Source organism: Ferrimonas marina, assembly GCF_900129905.1.
Lineage (GTDB): Bacteria > Pseudomonadota > Gammaproteobacteria > Enterobacterales > Shewanellaceae > Ferrimonas > Ferrimonas marina.
In genome coordinates this window covers 374,357-395,823 of sequence record NZ_FQXG01000006.1, presented here as the reverse complement: position 1 = coordinate 395,823, position 21,467 = coordinate 374,357, and the positions used below count along the sequence as shown (strand labels likewise).

Annotated in this window: 28 protein-coding genes; 15 read left to right on the top strand and 13 right to left on the bottom strand. The window is 62.1% G+C overall.

Annotated features, from left to right (window positions below; translation table 11 throughout):
- Positions 1-78: 78 nt before the first annotated feature.
- Positions 79-1,188 (bottom strand): cell division protein ZapE, encoded by a 1,110-nt coding sequence (zapE, locus tag BUC04_RS16405; protein ID WP_067662838.1) that lies wholly within the window; start codon positions 1,186-1,188, stop codon positions 79-81.
- Positions 1,189-1,393: 205 nt separating this feature from the next.
- Here zapE and BUC04_RS16400 point away from each other — a divergent pair, with 205 nt between their 5' ends.
- From BUC04_RS16400 to BUC04_RS16385, 4 genes are all read left to right on the top strand, one after another.
- Positions 1,394-1,798: a Z-ring associated ZapG family protein gene (locus tag BUC04_RS16400; RefSeq protein ID WP_067662835.1), complete on the top strand. Its 405-nt coding sequence runs from the start codon at positions 1,394-1,396 to the stop codon at positions 1,796-1,798.
- 90 nt (positions 1,799-1,888) lie between these two features.
- Positions 1,889-3,253, top strand: a complete 1,365-nt coding sequence (locus tag BUC04_RS16395) for a DegQ family serine endoprotease (RefSeq protein ID WP_067662832.1) — start codon at positions 1,889-1,891, stop codon at positions 3,251-3,253.
- A 94-nt stretch (positions 3,254-3,347) separates the two neighbouring features.
- Positions 3,348-4,433 (top strand): outer membrane-stress sensor serine endopeptidase DegS, encoded by a 1,086-nt coding sequence (gene degS, locus BUC04_RS16390; protein ID WP_067662830.1) that lies wholly within the window; start codon positions 3,348-3,350, stop codon positions 4,431-4,433.
- A 66-nt stretch (positions 4,434-4,499) separates the two neighbouring features.
- Complete coding sequence (locus BUC04_RS16385; protein WP_067662824.1) at positions 4,500-5,180, top strand: ParA family protein; 681 nt, start codon at positions 4,500-4,502, stop codon at positions 5,178-5,180.
- Between the two features lie 78 nt (positions 5,181-5,258).
- Here the strand turns inward: BUC04_RS16385 and murA are convergent, their stop codons facing one another.
- The 7 genes from murA to BUC04_RS16350 are packed head-to-tail and all read right to left on the bottom strand — an operon-like array spanning position 5,259 to position 9,828.
- The gene (gene murA, locus BUC04_RS16380; protein WP_067662820.1) at positions 5,259-6,521 is read right to left on the bottom strand and encodes a UDP-N-acetylglucosamine 1-carboxyvinyltransferase; all 1,263 of its coding nucleotides are present in this window, start codon (positions 6,519-6,521) and stop codon (positions 5,259-5,261) included.
- 16 nt (positions 6,522-6,537) lie between these two features.
- Complete coding sequence (locus tag BUC04_RS16375; protein ID WP_067662817.1) at positions 6,538-6,795, bottom strand: BolA family protein; 258 nt, start codon at positions 6,793-6,795, stop codon at positions 6,538-6,540.
- The gene (locus BUC04_RS16370; protein WP_067662814.1) at positions 6,782-7,111 is read right to left on the bottom strand and encodes an STAS domain-containing protein; all 330 of its coding nucleotides are present in this window, start codon (positions 7,109-7,111) and stop codon (positions 6,782-6,784) included. Before BUC04_RS16370 ends, BUC04_RS16375 begins: the two co-directional genes overlap by 14 nt.
- Positions 7,108-7,743, bottom strand: coding sequence for an MlaC/ttg2D family ABC transporter substrate-binding protein (locus BUC04_RS16365; protein WP_073326001.1), 636 nt, complete (start codon positions 7,741-7,743; stop codon positions 7,108-7,110). The genes BUC04_RS16370 and BUC04_RS16365 overlap by 4 nt, the downstream gene beginning before the upstream one ends.
- A 12-nt stretch (positions 7,744-7,755) precedes the next feature.
- Positions 7,756-8,229 carry an outer membrane lipid asymmetry maintenance protein MlaD gene (gene mlaD / locus BUC04_RS16360; RefSeq protein WP_067662808.1) on the bottom strand — a complete coding sequence of 158 codons (474 nt, stop codon included), beginning with the start codon at positions 8,227-8,229 and terminating at the stop codon, positions 7,756-7,758.
- 4 nt (positions 8,230-8,233) lie between these two features.
- Complete coding sequence (gene mlaE / locus BUC04_RS16355; RefSeq protein WP_143165764.1) at positions 8,234-9,016, bottom strand: lipid asymmetry maintenance ABC transporter permease subunit MlaE; 783 nt, start codon at positions 9,014-9,016, stop codon at positions 8,234-8,236.
- Complete coding sequence (locus tag BUC04_RS16350) at positions 9,013-9,828, bottom strand: ATP-binding cassette domain-containing protein (RefSeq protein WP_143165772.1); 816 nt, start codon at positions 9,826-9,828, stop codon at positions 9,013-9,015. Before BUC04_RS16350 ends, mlaE begins: the two co-directional genes overlap by 4 nt.
- 156 nt (positions 9,829-9,984) lie before the next feature.
- Here BUC04_RS16350 and BUC04_RS23725 point away from each other — a divergent pair, with 156 nt between their 5' ends.
- From BUC04_RS23725 to BUC04_RS16300, 11 genes are all read left to right on the top strand, one after another.
- Positions 9,985-10,947 carry a calcium/sodium antiporter gene (locus BUC04_RS23725; protein WP_067662805.1) on the top strand — a complete coding sequence of 321 codons (963 nt, stop codon included), beginning with the start codon at positions 9,985-9,987 and terminating at the stop codon, positions 10,945-10,947.
- 15 nt (positions 10,948-10,962) lie between these two features.
- A complete protein-coding gene (locus tag BUC04_RS23720; RefSeq protein WP_067662802.1) occupies positions 10,963-11,937 on the top strand; it encodes a KpsF/GutQ family sugar-phosphate isomerase in 975 nt (324 codons plus the stop codon).
- Entirely contained in the window at positions 11,937-12,491 is a 555-nt protein-coding gene (kdsC, locus tag BUC04_RS16340) for a 3-deoxy-manno-octulosonate-8-phosphatase KdsC (RefSeq protein ID WP_067662799.1), read from the top strand. The genes BUC04_RS23720 and kdsC overlap by 1 nt, the downstream gene beginning before the upstream one ends.
- Entirely contained in the window at positions 12,488-13,039 is a 552-nt protein-coding gene (lptC, locus tag BUC04_RS16335; protein ID WP_067662797.1) for an LPS export ABC transporter periplasmic protein LptC, read from the top strand. The genes kdsC and lptC overlap by 4 nt, the downstream gene beginning before the upstream one ends.
- Positions 13,026-13,583 carry a lipopolysaccharide transport periplasmic protein LptA gene (gene lptA, locus BUC04_RS16330; RefSeq protein WP_067662795.1) on the top strand — a complete coding sequence of 186 codons (558 nt, stop codon included), beginning with the start codon at positions 13,026-13,028 and terminating at the stop codon, positions 13,581-13,583. The genes lptC and lptA overlap by 14 nt, the downstream gene beginning before the upstream one ends.
- Positions 13,580-14,311 (top strand): LPS export ABC transporter ATP-binding protein, encoded by a 732-nt coding sequence (lptB, locus tag BUC04_RS16325; protein WP_067662793.1) that lies wholly within the window; start codon positions 13,580-13,582, stop codon positions 14,309-14,311. Before lptA ends, lptB begins: the two co-directional genes overlap by 4 nt.
- Before the next feature lie 61 nt (positions 14,312-14,372).
- A complete protein-coding gene (locus tag BUC04_RS16320; protein WP_067662789.1) occupies positions 14,373-15,836 on the top strand; it encodes an RNA polymerase factor sigma-54 in 1,464 nt (487 codons plus the stop codon).
- A gap of 24 nt (positions 15,837-15,860) precedes the next feature.
- Positions 15,861-16,148 carry a ribosome hibernation promoting factor gene (gene hpf / locus BUC04_RS16315; RefSeq protein ID WP_067662784.1) on the top strand — a complete coding sequence of 96 codons (288 nt, stop codon included), beginning with the start codon at positions 15,861-15,863 and terminating at the stop codon, positions 16,146-16,148.
- Positions 16,148-16,594, top strand: a complete 447-nt coding sequence (ptsN, locus tag BUC04_RS16310; RefSeq protein WP_067662781.1) for a PTS IIA-like nitrogen regulatory protein PtsN — start codon at positions 16,148-16,150, stop codon at positions 16,592-16,594. The genes hpf and ptsN overlap by 1 nt, the downstream gene beginning before the upstream one ends.
- Positions 16,591-17,436 carry an RNase adapter RapZ gene (gene rapZ, locus BUC04_RS16305; protein WP_067662778.1) on the top strand — a complete coding sequence of 282 codons (846 nt, stop codon included), beginning with the start codon at positions 16,591-16,593 and terminating at the stop codon, positions 17,434-17,436. The genes ptsN and rapZ overlap by 4 nt, the downstream gene beginning before the upstream one ends.
- Positions 17,433-17,711, top strand: a complete 279-nt coding sequence (locus tag BUC04_RS16300; RefSeq protein WP_067662775.1) for an HPr family phosphocarrier protein — start codon at positions 17,433-17,435, stop codon at positions 17,709-17,711. Before rapZ ends, BUC04_RS16300 begins: the two co-directional genes overlap by 4 nt.
- A gap of 68 nt (positions 17,712-17,779) precedes the next feature.
- On the opposite strand, the gene BUC04_RS16295 is transcribed toward BUC04_RS16300, so the two are convergent.
- From BUC04_RS16295 to pmbA, 5 genes are all read right to left on the bottom strand, one after another.
- Complete coding sequence (locus BUC04_RS16295) at positions 17,780-18,136, bottom strand: group I truncated hemoglobin (protein ID WP_067662772.1); 357 nt, start codon at positions 18,134-18,136, stop codon at positions 17,780-17,782.
- Positions 18,137-18,185: 49 nt separating this feature from the next.
- The gene (locus tag BUC04_RS16290) at positions 18,186-18,665 is read right to left on the bottom strand and encodes a DM13 domain-containing protein (RefSeq protein WP_067662769.1); all 480 of its coding nucleotides are present in this window, start codon (positions 18,663-18,665) and stop codon (positions 18,186-18,188) included.
- Positions 18,665-19,333, bottom strand: coding sequence for a hypothetical protein (locus tag BUC04_RS16285; RefSeq protein ID WP_067662767.1), 669 nt, complete (start codon positions 19,331-19,333; stop codon positions 18,665-18,667). The genes BUC04_RS16290 and BUC04_RS16285 overlap by 1 nt, the downstream gene beginning before the upstream one ends.
- A gap of 61 nt (positions 19,334-19,394) precedes the next feature.
- A complete protein-coding gene (locus BUC04_RS16280) occupies positions 19,395-19,865 on the bottom strand; it encodes a YehS family protein (protein WP_067662764.1) in 471 nt (156 codons plus the stop codon).
- Positions 19,866-20,018: 153 nt separating this feature from the next.
- Entirely contained in the window at positions 20,019-21,356 is a 1,338-nt protein-coding gene (gene pmbA, locus BUC04_RS16275; protein ID WP_067662761.1) for a metalloprotease PmbA, read from the bottom strand.
- Positions 21,357-21,467 lie beyond the last annotated feature (111 nt).

The window sequence follows — 21,467 nt, the reverse complement described above, 5'->3', positions numbered from 1 at the left end:
CGCTGTAACGTAGGCAGGGCGCGAATTATAAAGCAGGGCGGCGCAAAAATCACCTGCTTTTTTCGGAAATCTTGCCGTTCAGGGCAGGTGGGGACGAGCCAGGTAATCGTGGCTCTGCATCTCGGTCAGGCGGCTTAGGCAGCGGCGAAACTCAAACGCCACCAGGCCGCTATCGTAGAGCTGATCCATCGGCACCGTGGCGGAGATAATGAGCTTCACGCCTCGCTCGTAGAACTCATCCACCATGGCGATGAAGCGGCGGGCCACGTCATCGCCACTGTGCCCGGAGCCCATCACATCTACGCCCTGCAGCAGCACGGTGTGGTACAGCCGAGCCAGCTCCATATAGTCGCTCTGGCTGCGGGGGCCGTCACACAGGGCCGGGAAGTCGATCAGCAGTACCCCGTCCGCTTCGCGCTCGATAGGGATGGCCCGGCCCAGCACCTCGATCTCACCGCCGCGGTGGCCCGGCTCCGGCGCCAGCTGCTCAAAGTAGCGATGCAGGTTGGCCTCGGCGGCGGCATCCAGCGGGTGGTGGTAGATCTCCGCCTGCTCCAGGGTACGCAGTCGATAATCGATGCCATGGTCCACGTTGACCACATCGCAGTGCTGCTTAATCAGGGCAATGGCGGGCAGGAAGCGGGCCCGCTGCAGACCATTACGGTACAGCTCATCCGGCGGGATGTTGGAGGTGGCTACCAACACCACGCCGTGCTGGAACAGCTGCTCAAACAGCCCGCCCAGCAGCATGGCATCGGTAATGTCGGAGACAAAGAACTCGTCGAAGCAGATCACCTGGGCTTCCTGGGCCAGTTCAGCGGCGATCCTGGGCAGCGGATCCGCCTGACCCTTGTGCGCCTCCAGCGCCTTGTGGACCCGGTGCATAAAGCGGTGAAAATGCACCCGCAGCTTACGCTCGATCGGCAGACATTCGTAAAAGGTGTCCACCAGGTAGGTTTTGCCGCGACCGACGCCACCCCAGAAATAGACCCCGCGCACCTCGGGCTCGCCCACATCGGCCCCCAACCAGCCGCGCAGCTTCTGGCCCAGGCTCGGCTGCCAGCGCTCCCTGGCCAGAATCGCATCATAGACCCGCTGCAGGCACTCCACCGCGCGCCGTTGGGCGGGGTCGGGGAGGAAATCCGGCCGAGCCAGATCCTGCTGATACCGTTCAAGTGGGGTCGCCATCCTCTGTTCCTTGGACAATCCTTAGTACAACCGGGCGGCAAGTGTACCATGTCCCAAAATGGCGAGGTATATTGGTAGTGCAAGAGCCAAACTGACCAATTACCAACCGGTTTCGGCGCTCTGCGCCTAAGCTGTTGACCCAAAGGTCAGCGCAACACGTTACCACTGTGGGCATCGTTTTTATCCGGCCTCGAAAGGAGTATTTATGACCTGGGCACCCAGCTTGATCTTTCTGTTTATCGGCATCGGCATCGGTTACCTGATCCATTGGCGCTTCAAGGGCAATGGCGAAGACAACCGGGCCCTGCAACGGGAGCTGACCCAGGCCAAATTTGAGCTGGACCAGCAGCGCCAGGAAGTGGCCGACTACTTCGAACAGTCTCGCGAGCTGATGTCTCAGCTGAGCAGCAGCCTGGACAAGGCCAATCGCTTCTGGAACGACTCCGCCAAAGGCATGCTGGGCGACGGTCAGCTCACCCCACTGCCGGCCAACCAGCCGAAGCTGGAGGACAAGGGCGACGGCGACAGCGTCGAAAGCCTGCCGCCGAAGGACTACGTCAAAGGGTCCCATGGCATCATCAGCGAGAGCCCCAAGGCCGCCAACGGCTAAGCCCTCAACAAGTCGGGTGGAACTTCCCGTCGAGAGCATGGTCGCAAGTTAGGTATTTTCCGTGATGTGGTTGCAGGAGATTGATCACTGATGAAAAAAACAACAACCTTACTTTCCGCTGCCCTGCTGGTAGCGGGTTTGACTGCCCTACCCGCCCAAGCGGCACTGCCCAATGCGGTGGAGGGTCAGGCGCTACCCAGCCTGGCCCCGATGATTGAACGGGTCTCTCCGGCGGTGGTCTCCGTGTCCGTCGAGGGCACCCAGACTGCCCGCCAATCCATCCCCGAGCCGTTTCGCTTCTTCTTTGGCCCCAATCCCCATGGTCAGGAGCGGTCTCGGCCGTTCCGCGGCCTGGGCTCCGGTGTTATCGTCGACGCTGACAAGGGCTACGTCATTACCAACCACCATGTGATCGACAACGCCGACAAGATCGTCATCAACCTCAGTGATGGCCGTGAGTTTGAGGCCAAGCTGATCGGCTCCGATCCGGATACCGACGTGGCGGTACTGCAGGTGGAAGCCGACGAGCTGACCGCCGTTAAGATGTCCGACTCGGACAAGCTCAAGGTGGGCGACTTTACCGTGGCCATCGGCAACCCCTTCGGCCTGGGCCAGACCGTCACCTCCGGCATTGTCTCCGCCCTGGCCCGAGGCCTGGATGGCGACGGCTACCAAAGCTTCATCCAGACCGACGCCGCCATCAACAGCGGCAACTCCGGCGGTGCCCTGGTCAATCTCAACGGTGAACTGATCGGCATCAACACCGCCATCATTGCCCCCAGTGGCGGCAACGTGGGCATCGGCTTCGCTATTCCCATCAACATGGTGCAGAACCTGACCAGTCAGATCCTGGAATTTGGCGAGGTGCGCCGTGGCGTGTTGGGGATCCTCGGCGGCGAGCTCAACAACGAGACCGCCCAGCTGTTCGGCCTGGACACCAAGCACGGTGCCTACGTCAGCCAGGTCCTGCCGGACTCCGCTGCGGCGGCTGCGGGCTTGCAAGCGGGTGACATCATCATTCGGTTGAACGGTAAGAAGATCAAAACCTTCCAGGAGCTGCGCGCCAAGGTCGCCACCATGGGGGCCGGTGCCACCGTCAGCCTGGGGCTGATCCGCGACGGTGAGGAGGAGAACGTCGAGGTGACCCTCAACGAAGCCCCGGGCGAGAGCGTCCAGGCCAGCGTTATCCACCCGGCGCTGGAAGGCGCCAAGCTGTCCAGCTTCAAGGAGGGCGATGTCAGCGGTGTCTCCGTATCCGAGCTGGCCGATCGGTCACCCGCAGCGGGCAACGGCCTGCAGGTGGGTGACGTCATTACCGGGGTCAGCCTGATGAACCGGGGCCGCACCCCGATCAGTGACCTGGGTGAGCTGCGTGAGCTGCTCGATGATTACGAAGGCCCCTTCGCCGCTTCGGTCATGCGCGATGGCAGCACCCTGATGGTGATCCTGCGCTGAGCCTGTTCCATCCCTATACAGGCGGCCTGCGGGCCGCCTTTTTGGTTGTCGTGATTCAGCCTGAGGGGTAGGATCAAGCCACTATGAAGAGGCTATCACTGTGAAAGCGTTACCTTTAATACGCTATATCTTGAAACCGGTCCTGGCCGGACTGGCCCTGGCCATCATTATCGTGGTGCTCAATCCCAGCCTGCGCGAACGTTTGCCGCGGCTGGATCGCAGCATCAGTCAGGTCGAGCGCGCCAGCTTCTCCAGCGCGGTGCGTCGTGCCGCACCGGCAGTGGTCAACATCTACTCGCATCGTCAGACCCGGGGCAACTTCTCTCAGCTACTGCCCCAGGGACTGGGCAGCGGCATCATCATGCACGGTGACGGCTACATCCTCACCAACTACCACGTGGTGAGCTCCGCCGATCAGATCTTCGTCGCCCTGCAGGACGGCCGCCTGGCCAATGCCGAGATGATCGGCTCCGATCCCTACACCGATCTGGCGGTGCTGCAGATCGCCGAGTCCGATCTGCCGGTGATCCCCCTGGATCTGAAGCGTCAGCCCAAGGTGGGTGACATGGTGCTGGCCATCGGCAACCCCTATAACCTGGGCCAGACCATCACCCAGGGGATCATCAGCGCCACCGGCCGCAACGGTCTGAGCTCCTCCTACCAGGATTTTATCCAGACCGACGCCGCCATTAACCAGGGCAACTCCGGCGGTGCCCTGGTGGATGCCGACGGGGTACTGGTGGGGATCAATACCGCCAACTACCAATGGCTCGGCGACGCCGGCGTCGGCTTGAACTTCGCCATCCCCATTGAGCTGGCCTACAAGATCATGGGCAAGCTGATCCGCGACGGCCGGGTGATCCGTGGCCATCTTGGCCTGTCTGGCAGCCCGGTTAATCCCACCATTGCCCGCCTGCTTCGGCTGACCGAGGTGATGGGGGTGGCCGTGGGCGAGGTGGAACCAGGTGGGCCGGCGGACCGGGCCGGACTGCGCCCCAACGATGTGCTGGTGGCCTTCAATGGCGAAGCCATCGTCAGTACCGACATGCTGATGGACAGCATCGCCGAGACCCCGCCGGGTCACGAGGTCAACATCACCCTGATCCGTCAGGGCCGTCGCTTCAGCGTGCCGGTCACCATCGATGAGAAGCCGCCAATGGCGGCCGAGGCGCCGCGCTAACGCGGGGCTTTATTGCACTGGGTCGACGGTCGCTTTAAAGGGGTAAACCCCCTGGCTGGAATCCCCATGTTGAGTGCTGCTTCCCTCACTTCCCCTCCGATCCAGGCTGCCCCTCGCAGCCTGGTCAGCTTAAGCGCCTACCTTGGCCCGCGGATCCTGATCCTCAACAACAAGGGCGGCGTGGGCAAATCCACCATCACCACCCAGTTGCTGACCCTGCTCAACCAGCAGGGTCACCGCCCTGCCCTGGTGGACTTCGATCCCCAGGGCAGCAGCCTGCAGTGGGCCCAGGAGCAGCCCGATCTCTACGCGGTGGATGATGACCCACGCCGGGCCCGGCTGGAGTCGATGCGGCTGCGGGTCCCCGCAGATGCCGGCTGCATCCTGATGGACTCCCCCGCCAACCTGGATCCTGCCCTGCTCAGCCGCCTGCTGGGCTACGCCGACCGTATCCTGCTGCCCTGCCAGGCCAACCCGCTGGACGTCAAAGCGCTGGGCCGCTTTCTGCCAGACCTGCTGTTCCACCCCCAGTTCCGCCGGCGCGAGCCGGCCATCGGCGTACTGGCTAACCGACTGCAGAGCGACAACCAGACCGAACTGCTGGAGCGCTTCCTGACCCCGCTGAAGATCCCCTTGCTGGCCAGCCTGCCAGAGCGGCAGCAGTACCGCGATGCGGTGGTACAAAATGGGCACAACGAGCTGGACCCGCAAGCCTGGCAACGGCTATTGGCCTGGCTGGAGCTCTAAGCCAGGGCTCAAGCAGGCCACAAAAAAACGCCCGTCACTGACGGGCGTTTTTGGTATTGGGACCTAACCGGAACCGCTTTAGGCCTTGAGTCGGCTAACGTCGGCACCCAGGCCCGCCAGCTTGTGCTCAATCTGCTCGTAGCCGCGGTCCAGGTGATAGATGCGATCCACCACCGTGGTGCCGCTGGCCACTAGGCCGGCGATCACCAGACAGGCGGAGGCGCGCAGATCGGTCGCCATCACCTGGGCCCCCTGCAGGGTCTCACGGCCGTCGATCAGGCAGGTATGACCATCCAGGTCCATCACTGCGCCCATGCGCTGCAGTTCCGGCACGTGCATAAAGCGGTTCTCAAAGATGGTTTCGGTCACCTTGGAGTGGCCTTCCGCCAGCGCATTGAGGGTGCAGAACTGCGCCTGCATGTCGGTGGGGAACGCCGGGTGAGGCGCGGTCTTGATGGAGACCGGCTTGGCACGGCGGCCCTCCATGTCCAGGCTGATCCAATCGTCACCCCGTTCCACCTTGGCACCGGCCTCTTCCAGCTTCAGCAGCACCGGCTCCAGGGTTTCCGGGGCGGCATTGCGGCACACCACCTGGCCTCGGGTCGCGGCGGCGGCCACCAGGTAGGTGCCGGTTTCAATGCGGTCCGGCATCACCTGGTAGCGGATGCCATTGAGCTTCTCTACCCCTTCGATGCGGATCACGTCGGTGCCGGCACCAGAGATCTTGGCGCCCATGGCGTTCAGGCAGGAGGCCAGATCGACCACCTCCGGTTCGCGGGCGGCGTTCTCGATGAAGGTTACCCCGTCCGCCAGGGTGGCGGCCGCCATCAGGTTCTCAGTGCCGGTAACCGACACCACGTCCATCAGGATGGTGGCGCCCTTGAGGCGGCCATCAACGCGGGCCTTCACATAGCCCTCTTCCACGGTCACCTCGGCGCCCATGGCCTCTAGGCCCTGGATGTGCAGGTTGACCGGGCGGGCGCCAATGGCACAGCCACCGGGCAGAGACACGTCGGCGTGGCCGTATTTGGCCACCAGCGGCCCCAGCAGCATGATGGAGGCGCGCATGGTCTTAACCAGATCGTACTCCGCCACACAGTGGCTGATGGTGGCTGGGTTGATGGTCAGGGTGCCGTTTTCCAGGTCACTGACCTCGGCGCCCAATTGACGCAGCAGCGCAATGGTGGTGGCCACATCCCGCAGTTGCGGAACGTTACCCAGGGTCATGGTGTCCTGAGCCAATACCGCCGACATCAGGATCGGCAACGCGGCGTTCTTGGCACCGGAGATGGTGACCTCGCCAGCGAGGGGGCCTGCGGCCCGAACTTGCAATTTATCCACTTATTCTCCGCCAGTATCAGCTTGGCATGTTGAAGATTTTTTCGCGTTGCCACTCCGCTGGCGTGAATGCCTTGATGGTCAAGGCGTGCAGTGTTCCATCGGTGATCTTGTCCATCAGCGGGGCATACACCGCCTGCTGACGCTTGACCTTGGACTGGCCCTCAAAGCCTTCCCCCACCACCACGATCTTGTAGTGGGTGCCCTCGGCGCTCACATGAACCTCGGCCAAGGCCATGGCATCCTGCAAGCGCTGTTCAATCTCATTCAGTTCCATCGTTCTGTTCCTCGATCTCGGTGTGTGCCCCCAAGCGGCCCTCGGCCAGTTGAAGGTCATACAGCCCCATCAATCGTTGCATGGCGGCCGGCACGCTGAGCCACTGCAGCGGTTGCTGCCGGACACGGGCCCGGCTCTCCAGCTCCAGCAACAGCGCAAGCCCAGCACTGTCAATCTGCTTCAAGGCACCGAGTTCCAGGGTGGTGACCTGCTGCCATGAGTCCAACTGGGACCACAGCGACATCACCACCGCTTCGTTAAGTACACCATTGAGCCAAAGGCTATCGCCCTCAAGGCGATGCTCTAAACCGCTCATGAGGCGCGCTTGGCCGGGGTCAGCGGCTTGGCGCTCTGCTCCGCCAGCATATCGCTGACTGAGCGGATCCCCTGACGGCGGATCAGGCCGCCGATCTCTGCTTCCTTGGTGGCCAGCAGACTGACGCCCTCGGCAATCAGGTCGATCGCCTTCCATTGGCCCGTCTTGTTATTGCGGCGCGCTTTGAACTGGACTGAAATCGCCGGGCGGCTGGGATCCACAATCGTGACGCCAACGGTCACGATACGTCGATCCGCCGGTGCCTGGCCCGGCTGAAACTCAACGGTTTGGTTAGTATATTCGGTGAATGCCTGAGCAAAGGTGGCAATCATATACTGCCTGAAGACGTCCGTGAACCTTTGCAGCTCAGCCCTGTCGATCTGACGCGCCTGGGGACCGACCACCTTGAGCGCCGCATAGCGGTGGTCGACGTAGGGCATCATCTCCTCTTCCACGATCAGCTTGAGGTGGTCAGGATCTGCCGAGATGGCCTCCTTGTCCTGCTCAAAGCGCTGGAAGGTGGCTTCTGCAACCTGCTGCACCAGTTTGTAAGGGTCGCTGCTGTCGTGTTCAGCCCAAGCGGGTGCAGCCCACATCATCACGGCCAACGCCGCTGCCAACATCGCTCTCATCGGTACTGCTCCTTATTCACCCTGTCCCACACTATAGAGGAACTGACCTATCAGCTCCTCCAGCACCATGGCGCTACGGGTATCCTCAACCCGGTCACCGTCCGCCAAGAAGGCGCCCTCCTCCTCGTCATAGAAGCCCGGGGTCAGTCCCACGTACTGCTCACCCAACAGACCGGAGGTCAGGATCGACAGGCTGCTGGTGTCCGGGAACTGGTCATAGCGAACATCGATGGCCAGGGTGACCACCGGGGTCAGCTGCATCGGGTCCAAGCCAATCCGGGTGACCCGACCTACCACCACGCCACCCACCTTCACCGGTGAACGCACCTTGAGACTGCCGATGTTGTCGAAGTGGGCTTCCAGTTGGTAGGTGTTGTTGTGGGCGCGGGGATCGATGTTGGCCACCTTGAACACCAGCACCAGAAACGCCACCAGGCCAGCCAGCAGAAAGGCGCCAACCGCCAATTCGGTTTTCTTTGAATTCATCCTTTTACCCAAACATCAGTGCAGTCAAAACAAAATCCAGCGCCAACACCGCCAGCGAGGCATGGACCACGGTCTCGGTGGTCGCCCGGCTGATCCCTTCCGCGGTGGGCAGGGCATCGTAGCCCTTGAACAGCGCAATCCAGATCACCACGAAGGCAAACACCAGGCTCTTAATCAAACAGTTCACAATATCCTGTCGCCACTCCACTGAGGCGTTGAGGATCGACCAGAAGGCGCCACTGTCGATCCCCTTCCAATCCACCCCCACCAGGTGGCCACCCCAGATCCCCACCGCCACAAAGATCACGGTGAGCAGCGGCATGGCGATCACCCCGGCCCAGAAACGCGGCGCCACCACCCGACGCAGCGGATCCACCGCCATCATCTCCATCGAGGCCAGCTGCTCGGTGGTTTTCATCAGGCCAATCTCGGCGGTGACCGCCGACCCCGCTCGCCCGGCGAACAGCAGCGCGGTCACCACCGGCCCCAGCTCCCGCAGCAGCGACAGGGCCACCATCGGGCCCAGGCTCTCCTCGGTGCCAAAATCCACCAGGATGATGTAGCCCTGCAACCCCAGCACCATGCCGATAAAGAGGCCGGATACCAGGATGATCACCACCGACAACACCCCGATCTGGTACAGCTGCTTGATCAGCAACGGGGTCATCTTGCCCGGCTGCGGGCGCGCCAACAACGCCCCCATTAACATCAGCAGCGCGCGCCCAAGCCCGGTCACCCAGGCCAGGCCACCCCGTCCCAGGCGGGCAATACTCTCCAAGCCGTTCACTGCAGCAACTCCTTAAGGTAAGCCTCGCTGGGATGATGGAAGCGCACCGGGCCGTCCGGCGCCCCTTGCAGAAACTGGCGCAACTCCGGCGTGTCGATAGCACGGATCTGCTCCGGTGTGCCCGCGCCTACCACCTTGCCCCCGGCAATCACATAGACCTGGTCGGCGATGCTCATCACCTCGTCCACGTCATGGGAGACCACCACCGAGGTCAGCGACAACGCATCGCCCAGGTCGCGGATCAGCTTGACCAACACCCCCATGGAGATCGGGTCCTGACCGGCAAAGGGCTCGTCGTACATCACCAGCTCCGGCTCCAGGGCGATGGCCCGGGCCAGCGCCGCTCGGCGCTGCATCCCGCCGGACAGCTCCGACGGCATCAGCTCAGCGGCGCCGCGCAGCCCCACCGCCTCCAGCTTCATCAGCACGATGCGGCGGATCAGGTCTTCATTCAGTTGGGTGTGCTCGCGCAGGGGAAAGGCCACGTTGTCGAACACCGACATGTCGGTAAACAGCGCACCGGATTGAAACAGCATGCTCATACGGCGGCGCTGGCGATAGAGATCGCTGCGGGAGAGGCGGTGAAGATCATGGCCATCGAAGCGCACCGAACCGGCATCCGGGGTCAGCTGCGCGCCAATCAGCTTCAGCAAGGTGGTTTTGCCGATGCCACTGGGCCCCATGATGGCGGTCACGCGGCCGCGGGGGATGGTGAGGGTCAGATCCTGAAAAATGGTCCGACTGCCACGGCGGAAGGTCATTCCGGAGACCTCCACCAGGGCCGAGTCAAGCGATTGATTTTGCATGGCCATCATTGGGGGACTGTGCCGCCCAGAAACTCCTTTTCACCGGCAAGCAAGGGGTCCATTTTACGCGCCGCACAAGCAGTTAACAATCCGCTGCTCTTTTCTTTTACCTCGGTTCAAGCGACAATGCGCGTCCAGTCCACGACCCCTCCGTATCCTGGCATGATCCTGAACCTGCTACTGCTGCTCCTGGGCCTGGGCCTGCTGGTTTGGAGCGCGGATCGCTTCGTCTTCGGTGCCGCTGCTGTGGCACGCAACCTGGGCTTGCCGCCCTTGATCATCGGCTTGACCATCGTCTCCATGGGCTCATCGGCCCCGGAAGCCATGGTCGCTGCCAGCGCTGCCCTGGAGGGCAAGCTGGACACCGCCGTCGGCAACGTCATCGGTTCCAACATCGCCAACATCACCCTGATCCTGGGGGCCAGCGCGCTGCTGCGCCCACTGTTGGTCAGTTCATCCACCCTGGTCAAAGAGATGCCGCTGATGCTGGCCGCCACCATCCTGGCCGGCTACCTGATGCACGACCTGGAGTTGAGCCGCTGGGACGGGATTATCCTGGGGGCGGCCTTTGTCGGGGTGATGGGCTACCTGGTGTTGTCCGCCCTGCGTGCCCGGGAAAAGGACCTGCTGATGGCCGAGGTGGAAGACGAGGTGCCCACCGATATCCCCATGGCCAAAGCCCTGCTGTGGCTGACCGTGGGAATGGTGGTGCTGCCGTTCGCCGCCGACATGATGGTGGAGCACGCGGTGGTGATCGCTCGTCACTTTGGCCTGTCCGACCTGGTGATAGGCCTGACCATCATTGCGGTGGGCACCAGTTTGCCGGAGCTGGCCGCCTGCATCGCCGGCTTGCTCAAGGGCGAGGACGACCTGGTCATCGGCAATGTGGTAGGCTCCAACCTGTTCAATATCCTGGCCGTTTTGGCAATTCCAACCCTCATTGCCCCCGGTGCCATTGATGCCGCCGCTGCGGGCCGGGATTTCTACATTATGCTGGCTACCAGCCTGGTTCCCCTGCTGGTACTCTTGCTCAAACGCAATCGCAGCTTCGGCCGCCCCGAGGGCGCGCTGCTGGTGCTCTGTTTTATTGCTTATCAAATCAGCCTGTTCAATCTGACCGGCTGAACCTTGGGAGAAACGATGTCCACAGCAACACAGTGGCAAACCTGGGCAAAACGGGTCATCGACATTGAGGTCGGCGCGATCCAAAACCTCAAACAGCAGATCGACGGCGCCTTTATTGCCGCCTGCGAAACCCTGTTGGCCTGCCAGGGTAAGGTAATCGTGATGGGGATGGGGAAAAGCGGCCACATCGGCAACAAGATCGCTGCCACCCTGGCCAGCACGGGCACCCCGGCCTTTTTTGTCCATCCCGGTGAAGCCAGTCACGGTGACCTGGGCATGCTGGGGGCCAAAGATGTGGTCATCGCCATCTCCAACTCCGGTGAGGCCAGCGAGATCATGACCCTGATCCCGGTGATCAAGCGACTCGGCCTGCCGATCATCGCCATGACCGGCAACGCCAACTCCAGCATGGCCAAGCTGGCCCAGCACCATCTCTCCATCAAGGTGGAAGAGGAAGCCTGCCCGCTGGGTCTGGCCCCCACCTCCTCCACCACCGCCACCCTGGTAATGGGCGATGCCCTGGCGGTGGCACTGCTGCAGGCCCGGGGCTTTACCGCCGACGATTTTGCCCTGTCCCACCCCGGCGGTGCCCTGGGGCGCAAGCTGCTGCTACGGGTGGCGGATCTCATGCACAGCGGTGAGCGCTTGCCCCGGGTGAATCAAGATGTCACCGTATCCGAAGCCCTGCTGGAGATCTCTGCCAAGGGGCTGGGGATGACCGCAGTCACCGATGCCGATGGCCGGCTGACCGGGCTGTTCACCGATGGCGACCTGCGCCGGGTTCTGGATGCGCGAGTGGCGATCCACGATACCCCCATCGGTCAGGTGATGACCAAGAACCCGGTGACGGTGTCCGGCCACCTTTTGGCGGCAGAAGCACTTAAACTGATGGAGCAACGCAAGATCAACGGCTTGTTGATCCTGGATGACGAAGGCAAACCCGAGGGTGCGCTCAATATGATGGACATGCTCAAAGCGGGAGTGATCTGATGGAACCCATAGTCACCCTCTATGGCCCGGTGGCCAAAGATGTAATCGACCGGGCATCGGGGATCAAACTGCTGGTCTGCGATGTGGACGGGGTGTTCTCCGATGGCCGCATCTACCTGGGTAACGACGGCGAGGAGCTGAAGGCGTTTCACACCCGCGATGGCTTCGGCGTCAAGGCGGTACAGCATGCCGGGGTCCAGGTGGCGGTGATCACCGGGCGCCAGTCCCAGATCGTCCAGCGCCGCATGACCGCCCTGGGGGTCAGTCACATCATCCAGGGCTGTGAGGACAAACTCTCCGCCTATACCCAACTGAAGCAGGACCTGGGGCTGACCGATGAGCAGTGTGCCTACATCGGCGACGACCTGGTTGACCTGCCGGTGATGCAGCAGGTGGGTCTGTCGGTAGCGGTGCACGACGCCCATCCGGCGCTGCTGCCCCACACCCATTTCCGCACCAGTCTGCCCGGTGGCTTCGGCGCCGTGCGGGAGTTGTGTGACCTGCTGCTGCAGGCGCAAGGCAAGCTGGCGGACGCCAAGGGCATGTCAGTATGAAGCGTGAGTTGCTGGCCGGACTGTTGATGCTGGCCATGGCCGGGGGCCTTTACTGGCGCTCGGTGCAGCTGGAAGACAACGCCCCGGCCTACGACAGTGCCTCAGATCCGGACTTCGTCGCCCGGGCACTGAAGATCCGCTCCTTCGACGAACGGGGCCGGCTGACCGGTGAGATCGCCGCCGACAGCATGCAGCACTTCGAGGAGCAGCAGCTGACCGAGTTTGAGCGTCCGGTCACCCTGATCCATCCGGAGAATGGCGACGGCGCCTGGAAGGTTGAGGCCAGCGCCGGGGTGCTGACCGAAAACCGCTACCTGGAGCTCACCGAGCAGGTGCTGGTCACCGCCATCGAGCCGGATGAGCCGTTGAGCCGACTCAGCACCACCGCCCTGTCGGTCGATCTGCAAACCATGGTGATGACCTCCGATGCCATCATCGAGGCCGAGGGCAACACCTTCACCCTCAGCGCCGAGGGTCTATGGGCAGATCTCAATAGCAACCAAATGAAATTACAACGCAAGGTCAATGCAACCTATGAAGTGCAATAAGCTTCTCATCGCCGCCAGTCTGCTATTGATGCCGCTGGCCCAGGCCACCGAGGCAGACTTCCTGCAGCCGGTTAAGGTCACCGCCGATCACACCCAGGGGGATTACAACAGCCGGACCCTGGAGTACATCGATAACGTGCTGATCGTCCAGGGCAGCCTGCGGATCGAAGCGGACAAGCTGGTGTTGGTCTCGACCGAGGACAAACGTCAGCAGGTGATGGTGGCCACCGGGTCCCCGGCCACCTACCAGCAGATGATGGAGAATGGTCTGATGGCCAAGGCCCAGGCCAATGAGATCCGCTACGACATCAACACCCAGGAGCTGGTGATGACCGGCGACGCCGAGCTAAGCCAGGAAGACAGTGTGGTCCGCGCTGAGCGCATCGTTTACAACGCGGCGCTGCAGCGTCTCTCCGCTGAGGGCAGCGAACAACAGCAGATCACCACCATCTTCATGCCCGCCGATCTGCCGGACAATGCCGGCAAAGAAGGTGATGAGCAGCCGGAATCCGGCTCCGAGCAAGAGGAGCAGCCTCAACCATGAGTGGATCCCTGCTGAAAGCGGAGCAGCTGGCCAAGAGCTACAACGGCCGCCAGGTGGTGAAAAGCGTCGGCCTGGAGGTGAAGACCGGCCAGATCGTCGGGTTGCTGGGCCCCAACGGGGCCGGTAAGACCACCACCTTCTACATGGTGGTGGGGCTGGTGCAGAACGATAAGGGCCGGATCAGCATCGATCAGGAGGACATCACCCTGCTGCCGATGCACTCACGGGCGCGTAAGGGGATCGGCTACCTGCCCCAGGAGTCCTCCATCTTCCGCAAGCTGTCGGTGCACGACAACCTGATGGCGGTTCTGCAAACCCGTAAGGACCTGAGCAAGGGTGAGCGCCAGGAGAAGCTGGAGCAACTGCTGCAGGAGTTCAACATCACCCACATCCGCGATAGCCTCGGCATGAGCCTGTCCGGGGGGGAGCGCCGCCGGGTGGAGATCGCCCGGGCACTGGCGGCGGACCCGCAATTTATTTTGCTGGATGAGCCCTTTGCCGGCGTTGACCCGATTTCGGTTATCGACATCAAGAAGATCATTCAGCACCTGAAACAGCGGGGGCTGGGCGTCTTGATCACCGACCACAATGTGAGGGAAACTCTGGACGTTTGCGAATACGCCTACATCGTCAGCCACGGCGAGATGATCGCCCAAGGGGCGCCAGACGATGTGCTCAATAATAAGTTGGTTCGCTCGGTATACCTGGGTGATCAATTCAAGCTCTAGCGCCACACTCCGCCCACTGTGACAGTGCTCGAGTCAGAACGATAAAAGGATTGGGCCAACCATGAAGACATCACTCCAGCTCAAGTTGGGTCAACAGCTGACGATGACGCCGCAGTTGCAACAGGCCATTCGCCTGCTGCAGCTGTCGACGCTGGACCTGCAACAGGAGGTTCAGGAAGCGCTGGAGTCCAACCCGCTGCTGGAAAGTGCCGAAGAGTTGGGTCAGGCCGAGGGCGAGAGCAACGGTGCCGAGGCGGATGGCAACGCCGGCGACGAGGTGGTGGAACAGGCCGCCATGGAGACCCCGGAGGCCCTGAGCCAGACCGATATGTCCGACGACCTGCCGTTGGACAGTACCTGGGACGACGTCTACAGCGCGGCTCCGGCCACCCCGGCCGGACCGATGCGTGACGATGACGACCTGCTCTACCAGGGTGAAACCCACGATGACCTGCACACCCACCTGATGTGGCAGATGGAGCTGACGCCGATGACCGACACCGATCGGGCCATCGCCACCGCCATCATCGACGCCATCGACGAGCACGGCTATCTCACCATCAGCGCCGAGGAGGTGCTGGAGGCTCAGGGGGTGGCGGAGCTGGAGCTGGATGAGGTGATCGCGGTACTTAAGCGGGTACAGCAGTTCGATCCCATCGGCTGTGGCGCCCGCGACCTGGCCGAGTGCCTGCAACTGCAGCTGGCCCAGCTGCCGGCGCAGACCCCGTTCCGCCAGGAGGCCTGCAACCTGTTGCAGGATCATATGGATCTGTTGGCAAATCGCGACTTTCGCACCCTGCTGCGGCGCACTAAACTCAGTGAAGATGAGTTAAGGACCGCCATGGAACTGATCCAATCACTCAATCCCCGGCCCGGTAGCAGCATCGCCGCCAGCAGCAGTCAGTACGTCATCCCAGATGTCTCGGTCAGCAAGAAGCAGGGCCGCTGGGTGGTCGAACTCAACCCGGACGCCGTCCCCAAGATCCGCATCAACGAACAATACGCGGCCCTCTCCCGCGGCAACCGCAACAGCGGTGACAGCCAGTTCATTCGCGGCCACCTGCAGGAGGCCAAATGGTTCATCAAGAGCCTGGAGAGCCGCAACGAAACCCTGATGAAGGTATCCAACTGCATCGTCCAGTTTCAGCAGGGCTTTCTCGAGTATGGCGACGAAGCCATGAAGCCGATGGTGCTCAACGACGTGGCGGAGGCGGTGGAGATGCACGAGTCCACCATCAGTCGGGTGACCACGCAAAAATACATCCATACCCCTCGAGGCATTTTCGAGCTAAAGTATTTCTTCTCCAGTCACGTCAGCACAGATACCGGTGGTGAGTGTTCCTCCACCGCCATTCGTGCGCTGATTAAGAAACTGGTGGCGGCTGAGAGCCCGAAGAAGCCTCTCAGCGACAGCAAAATGGCACAGCTTCTCGCGGAGCAGGGCATCCAGGTGGCGCGGCGGACCATCGCCAAGTACCGGGAGGCGCTCTCCATTCCCCCCTCGAACCAGCGCAAAATGCTGTAATCGGCGCGCAACGGAGGTCATCTTATGCAGATCAATCTTACCGGGCACCACATCGATATTACCGAAGCCTTGCGAGACTATGTGCATGAAAAGTTTGAGCGATTGGAACGCCACTTCGACCACATCAACAACGTTCACGTGATCCTGAACGTGCAGAAGCTGCAGCAGATCGCCGAAGCCAAGCTGCACCTGAATGGGGGGGAGGTGTTCGCCACCCACGAGCACGAGAACATGTACGCCGCCATCGATGGGCTGGTTGATAAGCTCGACCGGCAAGTGATTAAGCATAAAGAGAAAATATCCAGGCACTGATGGAGATAGAGCAACTGTTAACGCCGGAGCGCACCCGCTGTGTTGCGCCCGGCCTGAGCAAAAAGCGGGCACTGGAGATGATCAGCGAGCTGGCATCGGAACAGTGCCCTGACCTTCCCCGTCACGAGCTGTTTGAAAGCCTGATGGCGCGGGAGAAGATGGGCAGTACCGGCATCGGCAAGGGCATCGCCCTGCCCCATGGCCGGCTCAGCCGCATCACCAAGCCGGTGGCGGTGATGCTCAAGTGCGATGAACCCATCCCTTTTGATGCCATTGATCATCAACCGGTTGACCTGCTGTTTGGCTTGTTTGTGCCGGAAAACGAGTGCCAGGAGCATCTCTCGACCTTGGCCGAGGTTGCTCGTAAACTGAGTCAGAAGGATCTTTGCCGAGCCCTGCGCAAGGCGGACGACAACCACCTCCTCTACGAATTGGTAACCGAGTGAAGCTGATCATCCTATCTGGTCGCTCCGGGGCGGGTAAGACCGTCGCCCTGCGGGTCATGGAAGACCTGGGCTATTACTGCGTCGATAACCTGCCGCTGGAACTGCTGCCGCAACTGCTGCGCAGCAAAGTCAGCCAGCGCAGCGACATCGCCGTCAGCCTGGATATCCGTAACCTGCCGTTGGAGCAGCTCGACATCCCCCGGCTGAAGAAGCGGCTGGATCCCGACATCGATCTGCAGGTGTTCTTCCTGGACGCTGGCGATGAGCACCTGCTCAAGCGCTACAGCGAGACCCGAAGGATGCACCCCCTGTCCCGCGATGGACTGTCCCTGGCGGATGCCATCGCCCAGGAGCGCCGATTGCTGGCTCCGCTGGCGCAGGAGTGCGACCACCACATCCTCACCGATAATCTCTCGGTCTACCAACTGGCGGACGAGTTACGAACCCGCCTGCTTGGCCAGGTTGAGAGCGAGATGATGCTGGTGTTTGAGTCCTTCGGCTTCAAGCACGGCATGCCTAAACAGGCCGATTACCTGTTTGACGTGCGCTTCCTGCCCAACCCTCACTGGGAAGCGGAGCTTCGCCCCCTGACCGGGTTGGATAAGCCGGTGGCCCAGTTCTTCCAGCAGCACGGCAGCGTGGCACGCTTTATCGACCACACCGAGCGCTTCCTGCTCAACTGGCTACCGATGCTGGAGCGCAACAACCGCGCCTACCTGACGGTGGCCATCGGCTGCACCGGTGGCAAGCACCGCAGCGTTTACGTTGCCGATGCCCTGGCGCAACGCTTCCGTGCCCACCGGGACAGTGTTCAGGTTAGACACCGCGAACTGAGCGAATGAGTGAGTGGATCGAGCGGGACGTTGAGGTGATCAACAAGCTCGGGCTGCACGCCCGGGCTGCAACCCGATTGGTGCAATTGGCCGCCGGCTTTGATGCCCAGATCTGCCTGAGCCAGGGTGAGCAACAGGCCGAAGCCGACAGCGTGCTGGGGATCCTGCTGCTGCAGGGCAGCCAGGGCAAAACCGTGACGGTGCGGTGCCAGGGCCCCGATGCCGACGACGCCATGGAGGCGGTGTGCAACCTGTTTGCCGCCCGCTTCGACGAAGCCGAATAGCCCGACGCCCCCAGCACCTAGCTCCTAGCTCCTAGCTCCTAGCTCCTAGCTCCTAGCTCCTAGCAAGCCTACAACCGCATGATCTCGCCACGCATGCTGTAGAGCACGAACAGCACCTCCTCCTGCTCGCGCTGGCCGACCTCGTTCTTCTGCAAGGCCTGCAGGGCATCGTCCAGCACCGCCATAAACTCCTCCGCGTCGATGTTCATGCCACGGTGGGTGGTGCGCATGTCCTTACCGCCGTACACCGCCGGTCCACCGGTGCCGGCAATGAAGAAGGTGGCGGCACCGTGTTTCAGGGCAGCCACGTCAGAATCCACGTAGCGGGATGAGATTCTGGGGTTATTCAGATGGATATCCACCAAGTCCGAGGCGATACGGGTGATCCCGTCGCTGCCTCCCAGGCGCTCATATAGGGATGTCATGGTTGTCTCTCCGTTGGCTTGCGCAACCCCGGAGCATAGACCAAATCGACTAACCCGGACCGGACTGGTATGAAGCGGAGCTGATGAACTGGTCGAAGGCCTCGCACCAGATCACTGCCGTGGTGTAAGCGGCAGGGTCCACCCCATCGGGCAGGGTCAGCATAAAGCCCTCGAAGGAGCGGATCTCTCCAACGGCCACCATCTGTTCGCGCTGGGCCAGAAAGGCAGATTCGGTCTCGATGAAGTTGGGCGACAGGTACAGACGATAGGCCGGTCCCGGTGCCAACTGGCCCTGGAATCCCACCACCCCATCGCGGATCGACAATACCCCTTCGCCCCAATGCAGGGCATCACTGTCCTGGCGCTCGCGGCTGAATTCACCTTGATATTGGGCCTGCTGGGCCAGCTCACTGAGTTGTGTGGCCGGCGGAGGCGCCTCGGCGGTCCAGATCGGCAGGAAGTAGATCCCCAAAGCCACCCCCAGCAGCAGCGCGGCCAGGTGGCTGAACAGCAGTACCAATCGATTCATCACTCCTCCTTGATCCTTACCCCAAGTTGCAGCCCGCCCCGCCGCCAGCAGTCCGCCATGGTCAGCAGATGCAGGTTCAGCAGCAGGAACAGCCACCACTCAAAGGCGTTCTCCAATCGTTGATAACCGAGCCCAAGCCAGAGATCCAGTGCCAGCGTCGACAGGGCGATCGCCAGGATAAGCACGCTGAACCACAACAGGCGTAGACCCATCTTGTGCCAGCTTGGCAGACGATAGAGCGCATCGGCAATGATCACCTGCAAGGAAAAGGTGCAAAAGATAAACAGGGCCACCCCGACCCGGCGAATGACCGGCAGGTAACCGGTGTTGTGGCCCAGTGCTAGGGCATACGCGGCCAATGCCAGCGAGCCCAGCAGGGCAACACCCAACCAGGCAGCACGACGGGGTTCGCCCAGCTGCCGTACCCAGGCCAGGCTCAGGGCCCAGAACAGGGCCAGCAGCACGCAGGTGGGGAGGATCCCCCCCTTGAACAGGAAGTAGGCCACCCCTTCGCGACCGGTGGCACTGATGCTGACACAATCGCGCCAGTAGGGGTTACAGGGGGGAACATGGCCCTGCCAGCGACTCAGGCCATAGCAGAGATGGGTGGTCGCCAGCGGCAGCAGCGCGGTGAGATAGCCCAGTCCAACGGGCGACAGTGATGCCATGGCAGCCTCCCTCGGTTAGAGCAAGCATAGCCATGGCCCCGCAGCTTTACCCGATGGTCACTCAGTCCGCCCGGTTGCGGATACCCAGGCCGCGGACAAAGTTACGCAGCAGCTGATCGCCACAGGGCTGGTAGTTGCGATGGTCCGGCTTGCGGAACAGCGCCGACAGCTCGGATTTGGAGATGCGGAAGTTGGACAGTGCCAGGATGGCAATGATGTCCTCGTCCTTCAGGGTCAGGGCGATGCGCAGCTTGCGCAGGATGTCGTTGTTGCTCAGGCGTGACTTGGCCGGCAGCAGCTGAGGCTCCCGCCCCTCCTGCACGCCGCGGTGCTTGATGATCAGGCCATCAAGAAAGGCCGCCAGGGTCCGATCCCGACAGGGGATAAAACCCGCTTCCTCCTCCTTCTTCAGCAAAGGATCCAGCTCCTCCTTGCTGATGGGGTAGTTCATCAGGGTGAACACCTCGATCACGTCGGGGTTGTTCATCTTGAGGGCATAGCGCAGTTGGCGCAGCAGATCGTTGTTGAGCATGGAGCAGGGCCTTTGAACAGTAGCGAGGCGGCAAGTGTACTTGGCATCGTGGATATCCACCAGATTGTTGCCCAACAACCGGGCTTAAGCCTCAGCTCAAGGCACAAAAAAGCCCGGCATCTGCCGATGCCGGGCTGCTGAGAGCGGGGTAACTCAGTTACCTGCCACCTTCATCGATTCCAGCAGGATAGGGCCCGCTGCCAGCGAGTGGCGGGGATCCACGTCGGAGCCCATCGCCACCATGTTGCGGTACATCGACTTGAGGTTGCCGGCGATGGTGATCTCATGCACCGGGAACTGGATCTCGCCCTTCTCAACCCAGAAGCCCGCCGCGCCGCGGGAGTAATCGCCGGTGACGCCATTGACCCCCTGGCCCATCAGCTCGGTGACGAACAAACCGGTGTCGAGTTGCTTCAGCATGGCAGCAAGATCGCCACCGTTGCGCGCCAGCTGCCAGTTGTAGATGCCGCCGGCGTGGCCGGTGTTGGCCATGCCCAGGCGGCGGGCGGAGTAGGCGGTCAGCAGGTAGCTTTGCAGCACCCCGTTCTCCACCAGGGTGCGATCCTGGGTAGCGACACCCTCGCCGTCGAAAGGCGCGGAAGCCAAGCCACCCTTGAGGTGCGGGCGCTCCTCCAGGGTCAGCCACTCCGGGAAGATCGCCTGACCCAGATGATCCTTGAGGAAGCTGGCATTGCGGTACAGGCTGGCACCACTGATGGCGCCGATCAGGTGGCCGATCAATCCCACCGACTGGGTGGCGTTGAACAGTACCGGCACGGTGCAGGTGTCGATCTTGCGCGCGCCCAGGCGAGCGGCGGTATCACGACCGGCCTTCTCACCGATCGCTTCCGGGCTGGGCAGATCAGCAAAGCGACGGGCCACGCCGTAGTCGTAGTCGCGCTCCATGCCGTGCTCATCCTGGCCGATTACCACCGCCGACAGGCTATGGCGGGAGGAGGCGTAGCTGCCGATAAAGCCATGGCTGTTGCCATAGACCTTGAGGCTCTCGTGGCTATTGAAGCTGCCACCGTCGGAGTTAACGATGCGTTTGTCTACCGCCAGTGCCGCCCGTTCGGCCCGGGCCGCCAGTTCGACCCCTTGCTGGGGATCGATCGACTCAGGATGGTAGAGATCCAGCTCCGGCAGCTCGGAGGCCATCAGTGCCGGCTCCGCCAGGCCGTTGTGGGGATCGGCGGTGGTCTGGCTGGCGATGGTGGCGGCCGCCTGCACCGTGGCGGCGATCGCCTGGGGCGACAGATCCGAGGTGGAGGCGTTACCCTTGGCACCGTCGCGGTAGACGGAGATCCCCATGGCACCGTCCTTGTTGAACTCCACCGTCTCCACCTCACCATTGCGGGTGGCCACTGAGAGGCCCTGCTGCTTCTGGATCGCCACCTCGGCGCTGTCCAGCCCTAACCGGGCGGCTTCCTCCAGGGCGCGGCTGACCGCCTGTTCCAGCTCGCCACGCTGCTGCTCTAATCGCTCACTCATCTGACCGTTGTGCTCCCATAATGCATGAGTCGTTAGGATAACAAAGCACGCCCGCCGGTGGCAGCGCCTTGCAAGATTGGTAAAATGAGGGTTTTTGCACGCCGGAGAGCC